Origin of the sequence: Spirosoma lacussanchae, from assembly GCF_005870035.1 — a bacterium.
Taxonomy (GTDB): Bacteria; Bacteroidota; Bacteroidia; order Cytophagales; family Spirosomataceae; genus Spirosoma; species Spirosoma lacussanchae.
In genome coordinates this window covers 1,262,647-1,277,073 of the sequence record NZ_SWJG01000001.1, presented here as the reverse complement: position 1 = coordinate 1,277,073, position 14,427 = coordinate 1,262,647, and the positions used below count along the sequence as shown (strand labels likewise).

Sequence of the window (14,427 nt, the reverse complement as noted above, 5' to 3'; positions counted from 1 at the left end):
AAGCTATTGTACCGCTTCGGTTGAGTGATCGGTCAGTACAACTGTTTTTTTGTGATAATAATCGGCCCAGCACCGGTTCCAGAGGTGTTTGGGGTCGTTTTTAACGTCTTCCAGAAATAACGAAGCCGGATAAACGGGCAGCGGGGCTACCTGCCCATTGGTAGCATCGGTCTGCGCAAATTGTGCGTAACGCTGCTGCATAGCCTGGTCATACTGAGCCGCCCGGCCGCTCAGCCAGTCGCCATAGGCTACTGGCGTTACAGACCACAAACCCGTTGCGATCAGCACCCAGCCCAGCGCGGCCACAGCCAGCGTCTGCGCATATGATTTTGGGAAGCTGGTCGCAAAACGATGGCGCAAAACTACCATCAATAGCGTTAGGTTGTAACCCCAGCTTAACCAGAACAGCAGATTGATCAGATTAACCAGGCGCGTAACGGGCGGAATACCAACGCCGTAAAAGTGCAGCGAAATCAGCACCAGTACCGTTGCGCCACCGTGTAGCAGCCCCCAGATCGGATGCAGTCTCAGGTAAGCCGGCAGCGGTTTGGCTGTCAGCTGCCAGGCCAGCGGCAGGTACAGCAGCGACAGCGGCAAGAGTGGCGTTTTCAGCAGCTGGTGCGACAGGTACCCCACTGCATACCGGAGTGACGACAGCACCGTATGCGGAATATTGCTGCTGTTGGGATTCGACGCCATCCGAACCGCATTGCCGGGTGCGGCCATCAGGTAATAACAGCTAATAGCCCCTACCCCGAGCAGTATTAACACCGTAGCCGACAACCGCCGACGCTGAATCAGCTCGCCCAGCGTAATCAGCCCCAGCACGGACATAACCATGACCATACTCGTTTCGCTCGACCCCACGATACCTGCGATGAGCAGGCTCTCGGCCAGCAGATAGCCCGGCGAAAGGCCAAACCCCTGCCGCTGATGCGCAATCAGCGTTGCCAGCAGCGCCAGAAAAAACACCGCCGACATGCTGTAGCAGGCCATACCGGCATACCAGTACATAAACTCAGGCAAGCCCGCCAGCGAGGCTATGAACCCCACGAACAGGCCGGCCGCCAGGGCCAGCGAAGCCGTTTGCCGCCCCGAGCCGCCCGATGCGTTATCGGCCACCCACTGCCGCGCCAGGGCGTAGAAACTCAGCAGCAGCAACGCCAGCAACAGAATTGGGTATATTTTGTAGCCGGTATACCAGCCAATGGTCAGCGGACTGGAGTGAACAACAAAATTATGGAAGAAACGACCGCTCCAGCCGTCGTAATAAAACTGCTGAGCCTCCCAGAAGCCGTACTGCATAGCCGTATTAGCGAAGCAGTAATCATCGGCGGGCGATGGATGGTTATAGAAGGAAAGAGCCACCAGTGGTACAGTCAGCACCAGCGACAGAGAAGTTAAAACAAGAGTAACAAGACGCAGCAACGGTGCGGAACGAATCATGTTGACACGGTTAAGTCGATGTAGGCAGGTGGGTCTGCGCTTTGGTCAGTCGGTTGTTTAAAAACGGGTATGTCAGCACAGCCGCCAGTATGACGAGCGTACCGATGTAAAAGCCCGGGGTCATGCGCTCATCGTCGCCAAAAATCAGCACCGCCAGCACAATTCCATAGACTGGCTCCAAATTTACAGTCAGGATAGCTAAGTACGGCGAAAACTTACGCAACAGCCGAACCCCTACCCAATACGCATAGACCGTACAGACCAGCGACAGCACCAGCAGCCACAGCCACTGGGCCGGGCGCGTCGGGTATAAAAAAAGGGCCGAATCAGGTTCCAGAGCCCAAAACACCCCCACCAGCGCGACCGATCCGACAAAGGCGCCCATCATCTCATAGAGGGAGATAACCAGGGCGTCGTACCGTTGGGTAAATCGACTGTTGATGATCGTAAACAGCGCCGACAGCATGGCCGACGACACCGCCAGCGCCAGCCCCATGCCTTTATCGAACTCAAACCGGAAGATGAGGTACAGCCCGGCCATGACCACGAAGCCAAGAATAACTTCAATAGCCCGCATCCGCCGACGCAGCAGGATCGGCTCCAGCACACTGGCCCAGAGAGAACTGGTAGCCATACCAGCCAGGCAGACCGACACGTTCGCCACGCGCGCAGCCCAGAAAAACAGAACCCAGTGGAGCGCAATTATCCCCCCCGTTGCCAGCAGCCGCCAGCGATCACGCGCGGGTACGCCGATCGACTGGTTCCGAAACCACAGCACGGCGCCCATGCCCAGCACGGCCAGCCCCGTCCGGTACAGGACCAGCGCCGACGAGTCGAGCGGAGCCAGGAGCTTACCCAGAATAGCCGTGAATCCCCAGATCAGGACAATGAAATGAAGCTGAAGATAATCAGGTAGGGAAGGCTTGTTCATGAATGATGAATGATGAACGATGAATGATGAATGAGCCCGCCTGGAATCATTCATCATTCATCGTTCATCATTGATTTACCTGGGTATTGTGTTGTACAGCAAGACGCCGATGGCCGCAAAAATAGCGTTCGGAAGCCAGACCGCCACAATAGGATTCAGGTTACCGGATTCGGCGATGCCTTTGGCCAGCATGAAAAACAGCAGGTACGTAAAGGCCAGGAAGAAGCCCAGCGCTACCTGCCAGCCCACGCCCCGTCGGCTTTTCCGGGCCGACATGATCACGCCGATAACGGTCAAAATCAGGATGGCGAACGGGCGGGTATCGCGGCTGTACTTCTCGAGCAGGTATACCTCAACGCCGTCAGCCCCCCGGCTGCGAAGCAGGTCGATATGCTGGTTCAACTCGGGCAGGGTCAGGGTTTCGTAGAGGTTGAAATCGGAGCTAAAGTCGTCGGGTTTCAGGTTCAGCGTGGTATCGATACGGGTACCGGGGGTCAGGGTTTCGCGCAGGCCGTCGATCTTTCTGATCTTGTAATCGTAGACGGCCCACTTCTTTTTCTTGGCGTCCCACTCGATATGGTCGGCGGAGAGTTTCTGCCGGAGCTGGTTTCCCTGCACCTGCTCCAGGGTGAATTTATAGCCGGTGTTGCTCAGGTTGTTATAGCTTTCGAGGTAGGCGTAGGTGTCGGGCGCAATTTTGATGTGTACATTCCGACCGGTATAGGTATATGCTTCGTTGATGTAAGCCACCTCGAACGCAATCCGGGTTTTGTTCGCCTTCGGAATGATGTAATTGACCATGAAATAGGTTAGCACCGCCAGCACCGACGCCCCCAGCACGTAGGGGAACAGCAGCCGGATAAAGCTGACCCCGCTACTAAGGATGGCAATAATTTCGGTACGAGCTGCCAGCCGGGAGGTCAGGAATACGGTGGCGATGAAGACCATCAGCGGACTGATGTAGTTGGCCCAGTACGGAATGAAGTTCAGGTAGTAGTCGAACAGAATCTTGCTGCCGGGCGCATTGTGTTTGTGAAAGTTGTCAACTTTCTCGGTATAGTCGATCATCACCACGACCAGCACAATGACCAGCACCACGAAGATGTAGGTCTGCAAAAAACGCTTCAGTATGTACCAGTCGAGTAATTTCATGGGTCGTTATCCTAGTCTGTTTACGTGTTCTGTGGTCCTGTTCACTGTTGTTGGTATGGGCCGTATCCTCCGTCACCATGGTCCGTAGCCTCACGCGCCTACGCCTGCAAACCCATTGGCAGGACACACCGGTTCCTCAGTTTACCAGCAGGTTTTTGGCGACTTCGTGGCTCACGAATACCGGTCGGCCGCTTTCAATCTGTACCAGCACCGACTTATCGAAGGCGTTGATCTCGGCTATGGTTACCAGACACCCCAACGTAAGGTTACACCGGTCGAGGTGTTGCAGAAACGCCGTCGAGTGTTCCAGCACGCCCATTAGCCGGATGCTATCGCCAGGTCCCGCTTCCGACAGTTTCCGGTACCCCGTTTCCGGCATTTGACCAGCCGGGGTAGGAATCGGGTCGCCATGCGGGTCAAACTGCGGATAGCCCAGATACGTATCCAAACGTGTCACCAACTCCTCAGATCGCACATGCTCAAGCTCTTCGGCAATGTCGTGGACTTCGTCCCAGCCAAAACCCAACTTTTCGACCAGAAACACCTCCCAGAGCCGATGCCGGCGAATAATCTGCAACGCCAGCCGTTCGCCCTCTTCGGTGAGCCGAACGCCCTGGTATTTCTTGTAATGGATCAACTGTTTGTCGGCCAGCTTCCGCAGCATATCCGTTACCGAAGCCGCCCGGGTGGCCGTCATTTCGGCCAGCGCGTTCGTTGTCACCTCCCCCTCCTGACGGGTGGCGAGGTAATAGATGGTCTTCAGATAGTTCTCTTCCGTGAATGACTGCATAGGCGACAGCTACCCGATAAAACATCGAAAATCGGGCAAACAGTTTGGCGGCAAAGATAGTTTTTATGTTAAACTTTCTAAAAATTTAGACTAGTCTAAATTTTTATTTCAACTATTATTACCTTTGTTTCAGCAGACCGCTCGATGACAACGGCAGGTAGGCCCCCCGTCGGTCGGCGGTGGGGGCAGTATGCTCAACTAACGAATGGAAGTAACCAATACATTTATGAAAGGCTGGCGTCAGGACCCGTCGTCGAAGTCGCTGGCCGATGTGCATGGGTCAGTTCACGTACCCCGAAACGCCGGTTTTTTTAAAACCCTGGCGGCTTATGTCGGGCCCGGGCTTATGGTAGCGGTAGGCTACATGGACCCCGGCAACTGGGCCACCGATATTGCGGGGGGGGCTCAGTTCGGGTATCGGCTGTTGTCCGTCGTGCTGATCTCGAATCTCTTCGCCATGCTGCTGCAGCACCTGGCGCTTAAGCTGGGTATCGCCACCGGCCGCGATCTGGCCCAGGCCTGCCGCGATCATTACAGTCGCCCGGTGGGTATTGGCTTGTGGGTACTGGCCGAAATTGCCATTGCAGCTACGGACCTGGCCGAAGTCATTGGCTCGGCCATTGCGCTGAACCTCCTGTTCGGTCTGCCGCTCACGATCGGCATTCTGATCACGGCCGTTGACGTCATGTTGCTGCTGTACCTGCAGAATAAAGGCTTTCGGGTGCTGGAACGAATCGTGGCCAGCCTGATTTTTCTGATCCTGGCCTGCTTCGGCTATGAGTTGCTCGTCTCCCGGCCCGACCTGGGCGAGGTGATGGGGGGCTTGCTACCCCGCCCCGAAATCGTCACCAATCCGGGTATGCTCTATATCGCCATCGGTATCCTGGGCGCCACGGTCATGCCCCATAACCTCTACCTGCACTCCAGTATCATACAAACCCGCGATTTCAGCCGCGACGATACGGGTCGGCAATCGGCTATCAAGTTTGCCACCATCGACTCAACGGTCTCGCTGTTTCTGGCTTTCTTCATCAACGCAGCCATTCTGATGCTGTCGGCGGCTACGTTTCACTATTCCGGCAATCAGCACGTGGCCGACATCACCGACGCCCACCAACTACTTGACCCGCTGCTGGGTACTAAAGTGGCCGGTATTCTGTTTGCCGTCGCCTTGCTGGCGTCTGGCCAGAACTCTACCGTGACCGGTACCCTGGCGGGGCAGATTGTTATGGAAGGTTTTCTGAACATACGGCTAAAACCCTGGCTCCGGCGAATCATTACGCGATTGGTAGCCATCGTTCCGGCCCTGGTAGTAGCGATTCTGTATGGCGAGCGGGGCACGTCCGAACTATTGGTATTGAGTCAGGTTATCCTGTCCTTACAGCTGAGTTTCGCAGTTGTACCGCTGGTCACGTTCACAAACGACAAGCTGAAGATGGGCCGTTTCGTCAATCCCGCCTGGGTTCGCATCACGTCATGGGCCGTAGCCACTATCATCATCGCCCTGAACGGGTACCTTCTCTGGGACACGATCTTCTAGATATCTAGTCTAACTGCTTTGGTGAATGCGAGCCGGAACACCGACCGCATCGGCTATTGCGTCTCCTGGCCAGATGGGTTTTGCTAAAACGCCCACACCGTGGCGTGGTCCGTGAGAAGACGGACCACGGATGTAGAGACGCAACCCCTTGCGTCTCCTGTCCGAATGGCTTTTGCTGACGCACCAAATGGCTGACGCGCGGGTGGTCCAACTACGCGTCCCGGTTAGGACACGGACCAAGACATGTAGAGACGCAACCGCCCGGTGGCCCGGCCCTCGCGTCTCCCGCTCGACAGCAACAAAAAAATAATAACCATCGTAATATTGCGATTAATCAATTCATGTATACCTTTGCCACATGGGTGTCACGAAAACAGAAGTCTTTACGACCGAGCAGAACCGGATTGCCGACCTGGCCAAAGCCTTTGCGCACCCAGCCCGGGTGGCTATTCTCCAGTATCTGGTCGCTACGAAAGCCTGCGTGTGTGGCGATCTGGTCGATGTATTGCCCCTTTCGCAGGCTACCGTCTCGCAACATCTGAAAGAGCTGAGCCGGATCGGTATCATCAAAGGAAACGTACAGCCTCCGCGCGTGTGCTACTGCATTAACGAACCCGTCTGGGAAGAAGCCCAGGCCACGTTTGGTAACCTGCTCGCGTCATTCACCCAGAACACCTGCTGCTGATTTTTTTTACCTAAATCAATCGTAATATTACATTAAACCAATAAGAACATGACTACTGCCGAAGAGCTCAAAGCGATTGTCCGTCAGAAATACGGCGACATCGCGCGTCAGGAAGAAACCCAGGGTGTAGCGGTCGATGGTGGCTGCGGCCCTTCGTCCTGTTGTGGTCCGGGCGCTACGGATACTTCGTACAGCATTCTGATGAACGACGAGTACCACACCGTCGACGGCTACGTGGCCGATGCGGATCTGGGGCTGGGTTGTGGCTTGCCGACCCAGTTTGCGCAGATAAAACCCGGCAACACCGTCGTTGACCTCGGCTCCGGCGCGGGCAACGACTGCTTTGTAGCCCGCGCCGAAACCGGAGAAACCGGCCGGGTCATCGGGCTGGATATGACACCCGGCATGATTGACCGGGCCCGGAAGAACGCAAAGGCACTCAACTACACCAACGTCGAATTCGTCTATGGCGACATCGAAGACATGCCCCTGCCCGATAACCTGGCCGACGTTGTAGTAAGCAACTGTGTCATGAACCTGGTGCCCGACAAAGCACGCGCCTTCCAGGAAACATACCGGATTCTGAAACCCGGTGGTCATTTCAGTATCTCCGATATCGTCCTCGTGGGCGACCTGCCCGAGGGGCTGCAGCGGGACGCGGAGCTGTATGCAGGTTGCGTATCGGGAGCCATCCAGGAGCGCGACTACCTCGATATCGTTACCCGTTCGGGTTTTACGGCCCTGCAGGTGCAGAAGAAAAAGGAAATCAACCTGCCGACCGAGCTACTCCAGACCTACATCACCGCCGACGAACTGGCCGCATACCGGCAGGATGGCCGCGGCATCTACAGCATCACCGTCTTTGCCCGCAAACCACTCCCCAGCCAGGAACCGTCGGCTGAGTCCTGCTGCGGACCAACCTGCTGCAACGGATAACCGATTCGGTTGCTCACCCGCTCTATATCGTATGGTTGAAGAACCTATTCAGGAAACCGACATTGTGGTTATTGGTGGCGGACAAAGCGGCCTGTCGGTCGCGTATTTTCTGCGCCGAACCGGTCGTTCATTCGTTATTCTCGATGATCAGCCACGGGCGGGGGGCGCCTGGCTCCACGGCTGGGATTCACTCCGGCTGTTCTCACCGGCCGAAGCCTCGTCGTTACCCGGCTGGCCCATGCCGCGCCCGGCAGGATCAGATGCCGGTTTCCCAGCCCGGCAGCAGGTTATCGACTATCTAAACGCCTACGAAGCGCGGTATAAGCTGCCTATCCGGCGACCTGTCCGGGTAGAACAGCTTACGCGCCATACCGACGGGTACATAATCCGGACGGATAAGGGTTCATGGCGGGCGCCGGCCGTGGTTTGCAGCACCGGCACCTGGACGCAACCCATTCTACCCGCGTATCCGGGTCAGTCGGATTTCAGAGGCCTGCAACTTCACTCGGCCCATTACCACTCGTCCGACTCGCTGGCTGGCCAGCGGGTGCTGATCGTCGGGGGCGGTAATTCGGCAGCTCAGATTCTGGCCGAAGTATCGGAGGTAGCCCATCCCGTTTGGGTAACCCTGACCGAGCCAACGTTCCTGCCCGACGACGTCGATGGGCGGGTTTTGTTTAGCCGGGCCACGGAGCGGTATCATGCCGCCCAGGCTGGCCAGTCGCCGGAGTCGACCGGTCGTCTGGGCGATATTGTCATGGTTCCTTCGGTGCAGGCAGCGCGTAGTCGGGGCGTATTACAGGCACGCCGGCCCTTTGTTCGGATAACGGCCCAGGGGGTTGTCTGGCCAGACGGTCGGTCAGAGTCGTTCGATACCATCATCTGGTGCACGGGTTTTCGCCCGGCTACCGACCTGCTCGGGCCACTGGGTCTCGTAGACAGAGAAGGCCGTGTGGCTACTGACGGAACCCGGGCCATTGACGCACCGGGTCTCTGGCTGGTGGGGTACGGCAACTGGACAGGTTTTGCCTCGGCTACCCTGATCGGCGTTGGCCGATCGGCCCGGCAGACCGCCGAAGAAATTAATGCGTATCTACCCCAGCCCCAACCATCTATTTAACTCTTTCGTATGGACAACCCTTCTGTAACAGAAACGACCCAACCGCCCCGCCTGTCGTTTCTCGACCGCTTCTTAACCGGGTGGATTTTCGGCGCCATGGCGCTGGGTGTGCTGCTGGGAAACCTGTTTCCGCAAATTGAACAGTCGCTCAGTGCCTACCAGTCCGGAACTACTAATGTGCCCCTGGCCATCGGACTGATTCTGATGATGTACCCGCCCCTGGCCAAAGTGCGCTACGATCGACTGCCGGAAGTGTTTCGGAACACAAAAATCCTGACGCTGTCACTCGTGCAGAACTGGCTCATTGGCCCGGTGCTGATGTTTGGCCTCGCCGTTCTGCTCCTGCCCGACAAGCCGGATTATATGACGGGACTGATCATGATCGGCATTGCCCGCTGTATCGCGATGGTCATCGTCTGGAACGACCTGGCCCTCGGCGATCGGGAATACGTAGCGGGGCTGGTAGCGTTCAACAGCATCTTTCAGGTCCTGTTCTATTCGGTCTATGCGTATGTTTTCGTAACGGTACTGCCGCCTTTGTTTGGCCTCCCGGGCGCCACGGTAGCTATCAGCATCGGGCAGATTGCCGAAAGTGTCGCTATCTACCTGGGTATCCCGTTCCTGGCCGGGCTGCTCTCGCGACTCCTGCTAACCCGGCTGTTCGGCACCGACTGGTATGAGATCCGTTTCCTGCCCTTTATCAGTCCTATTACGCTGGTGGCGCTGCTCTTCACGATTGTGCTCATGTTCAGCCTGAAGGGAACGCTGATCGTACAGATTCCGGGCGATGTGCTGCGAATTGCGCTGCCACTGGTCATTTATTTCGTGCTGATGTTTTTCATGGCTTTCTACCTGGCCAAGCGGGCCGGTGCCGATTACGCCAAAAGCACCTCACTAGCCTTCACCGCAGCCGGCAACAACTTTGAGCTGGGCATAGCCGTAGCCATTGCCGTCTTCGGCATCAACTCGGGGGCTGCCTTTGCGGCCGTAATTGGTCCGCTCATCGAAGTCCCCGTCCTGATTTTACTCGTCCATATTGCTCTTAAACGACGCGCCACGTTCAAACCACGTCCCCAATGAAAATTGCTCTTTTCTCCGACATTCATGCCAATCTGCCCGCCCTGGAAGCGGTGCTGGCCGATATTGACCAACAGGCCGTTGATGCCGTCTACTGCCTGGGCGACCTGGTAGGCTATAATGTCTGGCCCAACGAAGTCATCAACACCATCCGCCAGCGGGGTATCCCCACCATTGCCGGCAACTACGACTACGGTATTGGCCGACAGAGCAACGATTGCGGCTGCGCCTATCGCGAAGACGCAGAAAAAGCGATGGGCAACGTATCCATCAGCTACACCAACCAGGTCGTTGGTGCCAGCGAACGCCAGTACCTGCGTACCCTGCCCACCCACATCCGGCTCGAGTTTGAACTCGGCTTCAACCCGGATCAGCTCTGGCATCAGCAAACGCCCTTTGTCGTGATGCTGGTACATGGCAGCCCCCGGCGCGTTAACGAATACCTGTTTGCCGACCGGGGCGACCGCAGTCTGGGTCGGGTACTGGAAGGAGCCGGAGCCGACGTCCTCTGCTTTGGCCACACCCACAAACCATTCTACAAAGTAGTCAGTGGCGAACCCGAAGGCCAGGAAACCTACTTCCGGCATGCCGTCAATATCGGGTCGGTGGGCAAGCCAAAAGATGGCGACCCTCGTGCCGGTTATGTTCTGCTGACCATCGACGAAACGGCCCGGCCGGGCGCTAAAGAGGGCGTTCAGGTCGACTTTGTACGGGTCGAATACGACGTTGAACAAGCAGCCCGCGCCGTTGAAGACAGCATACTGCCCGATCCCTACGCCGACATGCTGCGTACGGCGCGCTGATCTGTTTTCTGTTCATACCCAGGCCCCGTTCTGACGCAGTAGTGCGTCAGAACGGGGCTTTTTTTTGGGCGCATAATCAGGGGATCGAAGCCCGTAGATATGGCACATGAAAAAAATACAGCAACCTATTTGTATATATAGCTTTCTTATACATACATTCGCCTATCACTAACCGTGCTTCATGAGTTTATATGGAACCAACCCAGAGTGAGTTTTTGCGCGGAACGCTCAAGACAATCGTGCTGACGCTGCTGACGAACCAGGAACGCATGTACGGCTATGAGATAACGCAGGCCGTTAAAGAGCGTACGCAGGGGCAACTGGTGCTCACCTTTGGCGCACTTTACCCCGTTCTGCACAAGCTGGAGCAGGAGAGGCTGCTCATCACCGAATCGGTCGAAGTAGAAGGCCGGCTGCGCAAGTACTATTCGCTCACACCCAGCGGTACCCAGGCGGCCCAGCAAAAAGTTTCTGAGTTCGAACGATTTGTTTCGTTAATGCGCTTACTCCTTCCTTCGCCTAAACTGGCCCTTAACAACCTATAAACGAACCCCGGTTATGGAAAAGCTAAACCCACAACAGGTTGCCAGACTCTACGACCATCTGGTCCGCTCCGGCACGGATACCGACCTACTCCCTGAACTACTCGATCATCTCGCCTGCGAAGTCGAATACTACATCTGGCTTGGTTTGCCGTTCGAGTCTGCCATGGATAAAGCCCTGATGGAAGCCGACGTCAACGCGGTTCAGACCCTGCGGCAGACCTACCAGCGGGAACTAAGCCTGAGCGGTCTGCAACTTGAGTCAGCCAGCAAGGACGATATCCTTTTCCAGTTTCGCAACAAGGCCTACGGAGCCTATTACCTTCGGCAGGCCTACCCCACCGCGCTGCGCAATGCCTTTGGTCTGACGCTGGGTCTGTTTATGATGCTGATCGGGCTGATGCACATGATTGGTCGGGGTTCGTTCTCCTACTTCAGCATCTGGGGGGCGCTATGGCTCGGTGGCCTCGTTGCGGTTACCCTGGCCAGTTTAAGCTGGTACCTGGAAAATGAACGCCAGCGCATCCAGCTTGGGTAGTCAACAGCCAAACGGCCGTCCGTCCCATCGGGCAATATCGTCTCCTTTTCCTGGCTGGTAGCCAGCCGTTTACCACCCGCCAAAAAGCCTGGCCCCTCATGGGTCAGGCTTTTTGGCGTTGCCGATTGCCGCTTTTGGGTTGTCTACCTGCCGTAATTTCAGTTTATTACCGGCTTAAACGGGGCAGATCGGCCTACCGGTTACGAGCTTTTTGCCGACTGGCCAACTTTTTTCTACTGACAATGCTTATTGACAGGTCACCAATCCTACCAGCCACCTGATGGTTTCAACCAATTATTTTCGACAGTCAGCCAACCGAAGTGGGTCGTTGTTGTGTCAACGCTCCGGACTACCTACTGCCGATTTTTATACCCGATTTGTTTTTATACAGCTTCATGAATTCTAACCTGAACGTTATTCTGGACGTCAGTATGCTGGGCATTGGCTTTTATCACAGACAGGCCAAGACGGGCGTAAGTCGCGTAGCCGAACAACTGCTGGATGGTCTGTGGCAGGCCGACGACATCCAGCTTTCCCTGGCGGCTCCTACCCATCTGCCCGAAGCAATGCGGTATGCCCAGGCGCATTTTGGCCCATCAGCCCCCGCCTTTGTGAATCGCCCGGCAGAGCGAACGGTAGCCAGGCTGGAGAACGGGGTACTGAGCCCGTTTCCTGTTGGGAGTGTACCCAGCAAAGCCATCCGGGCGGGTGCCTACAAACTTCGGAAATTTACCGGCTCCCATGCTGCCCGATTCGACACCCAGTCCTGGCATGGCCGTATCTACCACAGCCCCTTCTACGAAATTCCAGAAGCTGTAGCGCAAAGCCGGGCGGTGCAGAGCGTACAGACGATTCATGACCTGATTCCGATTTTTCATCCCGAATGGTTTCCCGCTGGCGATAACAGTGTGCGGAGTATGCTGGCCCGTCTGAACCCCCAAACCCATATTATCACCATATCGGAAGCAACCCGGAATGACTTCTGCCAGCATACCGGAACAGACCCGGCGCGGGTAACTCCTATTCATCTGGCGGCCTCTCCGGCCTTGTTTTACCCCGTTACGGATCCTGACGCCCGGCAACGTATTCGCCAGCGCTATCAGCTGGGCGACGCCCCTTACCTACTCAGTCTGGCCACGTTCGAGCCCCGGAAAAACCTGGATCGGCTGATTCGGGCTTTTGTAAACACGGCACAAAGTGGCGAGATTCCGGCCGAGGTCAAACTGGTACTCGTTGGCGCCAGGGGCTGGAAACTGGATCAGATTCTAAACGAACTGGCCAGTCACCAGGCGCTGCAATCCCGGATTGTCGTGACCGGGTTTGTTCCCGATGAAGAGCTGGCCGCCCTGTACTCGGGAGCAACGGGGTTTGTTTACCCGTCGCTGTACGAAGGGTTTGGACTGCCTCCGCTGGAAGCGATGCAATGCGGTTTGCCGGTTATCACCTCCCGCATACCCGCCATTCGGGAAGTAGTTGGCGAGGCTGCCCTGTACATCTCTCCTACCGATACCGATGATTTATGCCAGGCTATGGTAAAGCTGGTCAGTTCGGATACTCTCCGCGCCGGTCTGGCTCAGCAGGGCCTACAGCGGGCTCGCCTGTTTTCATGGAGCCGATTTATAGCCGAGCACGTAGCTCTGTACCGGCAGATAGTGAGCTGATTGGCCAGACTCATAAAAAGAGACGGCCCACTCAATGAGCGGGCCGTCTGCTAAACACACCTAATTAAACAAATCCTGGTAGGCATGATTGGCACTAAACTATACCTACGTTAAAAATTATCTCTTCGATTTCAGTAGACTAAAGCAATCCCGACTTTCTTCTCCCGATTTAACAGCTGAATCAAAAAGACCGTTTCAGTCGGGTCTTATCAGACGAGTTCGTGCGTTCAGAGTCATCGGTACGACTCTATAATTTTCTCAGGCGCTGAGGTTCCGGTCTGCCCGTGCCGCAAACCCGGCTTACGCTCCCCGCCCATCTTTGATTTATCTCATTCCATACGGTGTATAATGATATAATATCGGGGAGGCACCAAATGTTTCAGCTGGCAAGGGCCGAAAAAGACAGAGATAGTAGCTGACGCAAAGCCTGCTGCTCATCTGGTATTATCGGGATGTATGAGGAGTTGTCAGCGCTCAAAAGCCGGTGGAGCCCGCAAAGCACCCTGTACCAGACGGCCTGTGGTTACATACCGGGTCGGAAGGAAATAATGGGTTCGGATTGTTACCAGCAATGTCCAGATTAACCTCGCTAAATAAGCGAATGAGCCGGACAGCCACTGCCCAACATGAACATCGGCCCGCTCATTCCAGTCCCGCCAGACGGCAGTCAATTCGGCTACGGGACCGAAGCGGTCGGCCAGGAAATGAGTCAGCGCCGACGCCAGCCCTTCGTTTTGCCACGGCAGCGCACTAAAGCCTTCGGATGCATCCGGGCTCAGAAACCGTTGGTCAACCCCCATCAGGTAGATACCCCCGCGCCGGTCGTACCCAACCGGTAATTGCTCCTGCTGTAGCCGCGTGGCAGCCGTCAGCAGATCACTCACCCGCAGATCGGGGCAGTCGTCGCCCACGACGATAAGCTGGTTATAGCCCCTGGCCAGCGTTCTTGATATAGCCAGCTGAAGCTGCTCTCCGAACGGACGGGTGTAGTCGCCTGGGGTAAGCAGGGTACCCGATCGAACGCACACCAGGCCAGCCGCCTGTATCTTGGCCCCGGTCAGCTTTGTCATCCGTTCCCACAGCCGCTGGTTACGAGCTACACGGCTTCCGGCCAGCTTCTTGCCAGCAGCCGTCCAGGATGTCGGGCGCGAGAACAATAAAACGGCTGTTGACAACGGGAAAACAGGCATGTGAACAAATAAAGGC

14 protein-coding genes are annotated in these 14,427 nt (G+C 56.2%); 9 read left to right on the top strand and 5 right to left on the bottom strand.

The window, feature by feature from the left end; all coding sequences use genetic code 11:
- Window positions 1–3: 3 nt before the first annotated feature.
- The 4 genes from FBR45_RS05320 to FBR45_RS05305 all read right to left on the bottom strand — a co-directional run bounded on the left by FBR45_RS05320 (window position 4) and on the right by FBR45_RS05305 (window position 4,319).
- A complete protein-coding gene (locus FBR45_RS05320) occupies window positions 4–1,446 on the bottom strand; it encodes a DUF6056 family protein (RefSeq protein WP_138500007.1) in 1,443 nt (480 codons plus the stop codon).
- Between the two features lie 10 nt (window positions 1,447–1,456).
- A complete protein-coding gene (locus tag FBR45_RS05315; protein WP_138500005.1) occupies window positions 1,457–2,377 on the bottom strand; it encodes a DMT family transporter in 921 nt (306 codons plus the stop codon).
- A 75-nt stretch (window positions 2,378–2,452) separates the two neighbouring features.
- Window positions 2,453–3,529 (bottom strand): LptF/LptG family permease, encoded by a 1,077-nt coding sequence (locus tag FBR45_RS05310; protein WP_138500002.1) that lies wholly within the window; start codon window positions 3,527–3,529, stop codon window positions 2,453–2,455.
- A gap of 136 nt (window positions 3,530–3,665) precedes the next feature.
- Window positions 3,666–4,319, bottom strand: coding sequence for a metal-dependent transcriptional regulator (locus tag FBR45_RS05305; protein WP_138500000.1), 654 nt, complete (start codon window positions 4,317–4,319; stop codon window positions 3,666–3,668).
- A 205-nt stretch (window positions 4,320–4,524) separates the two neighbouring features.
- Here FBR45_RS05305 and FBR45_RS05300 point away from each other — a divergent pair, with 205 nt between their 5' ends.
- The 9 genes from FBR45_RS05300 (at window position 4,525) to FBR45_RS05260 (ending at window position 13,221) form a co-directional block, all read left to right on the top strand.
- Window positions 4,525–5,859, top strand: coding sequence for an Nramp family divalent metal transporter (locus FBR45_RS05300; RefSeq protein WP_138499998.1), 1,335 nt, complete (start codon window positions 4,525–4,527; stop codon window positions 5,857–5,859).
- 358 nt (window positions 5,860–6,217) lie between these two features.
- The gene (locus FBR45_RS05295) at window positions 6,218–6,544 is read left to right on the top strand and encodes an ArsR/SmtB family transcription factor (RefSeq protein WP_138499996.1); all 327 of its coding nucleotides are present in this window, start codon (window positions 6,218–6,220) and stop codon (window positions 6,542–6,544) included.
- 48 nt (window positions 6,545–6,592) lie between these two features.
- Window positions 6,593–7,480, top strand: coding sequence for an arsenite methyltransferase (locus FBR45_RS05290; protein WP_138499994.1), 888 nt, complete (start codon window positions 6,593–6,595; stop codon window positions 7,478–7,480).
- 31 nt (window positions 7,481–7,511) lie between these two features.
- Window positions 7,512–8,600, top strand: a complete 1,089-nt coding sequence (locus FBR45_RS05285; RefSeq protein ID WP_138499993.1) for an ArsO family NAD(P)H-dependent flavin-containing monooxygenase — start codon at window positions 7,512–7,514, stop codon at window positions 8,598–8,600.
- 9 nt (window positions 8,601–8,609) lie between these two features.
- Complete coding sequence (gene arsB, locus FBR45_RS05280) at window positions 8,610–9,680, top strand: ACR3 family arsenite efflux transporter (RefSeq protein WP_138499991.1); 1,071 nt, start codon at window positions 8,610–8,612, stop codon at window positions 9,678–9,680.
- Window positions 9,677–10,480: a metallophosphoesterase family protein gene (locus FBR45_RS05275; RefSeq protein ID WP_138499989.1), complete on the top strand. Its 804-nt coding sequence runs from the start codon at window positions 9,677–9,679 to the stop codon at window positions 10,478–10,480. The genes arsB and FBR45_RS05275 overlap by 4 nt, the downstream gene beginning before the upstream one ends.
- A 191-nt stretch (window positions 10,481–10,671) precedes the next feature.
- Window positions 10,672–11,025: a PadR family transcriptional regulator gene (locus tag FBR45_RS05270; RefSeq protein WP_138499987.1), complete on the top strand. Its 354-nt coding sequence runs from the start codon at window positions 10,672–10,674 to the stop codon at window positions 11,023–11,025.
- A 13-nt stretch (window positions 11,026–11,038) separates the two neighbouring features.
- Window positions 11,039–11,560 carry a hypothetical protein gene (locus FBR45_RS05265; protein ID WP_138499986.1) on the top strand — a complete coding sequence of 174 codons (522 nt, stop codon included), beginning with the start codon at window positions 11,039–11,041 and terminating at the stop codon, window positions 11,558–11,560.
- A gap of 395 nt (window positions 11,561–11,955) precedes the next feature.
- On the top strand, window positions 11,956–13,221 hold the full coding sequence (locus tag FBR45_RS05260) for a glycosyltransferase family 4 protein (RefSeq protein ID WP_138499985.1): 1,266 nt from the start codon (window positions 11,956–11,958) through the stop codon (window positions 13,219–13,221).
- A gap of 467 nt (window positions 13,222–13,688) precedes the next feature.
- Here FBR45_RS05260 and FBR45_RS05255 read toward each other — a convergent pair whose 3' ends face one another.
- Complete coding sequence (locus FBR45_RS05255) at window positions 13,689–14,411, bottom strand: DUF2064 domain-containing protein (RefSeq protein ID WP_138499984.1); 723 nt, start codon at window positions 14,409–14,411, stop codon at window positions 13,689–13,691.
- Between the last annotated feature and the right edge of the window lie 16 nt (window positions 14,412–14,427).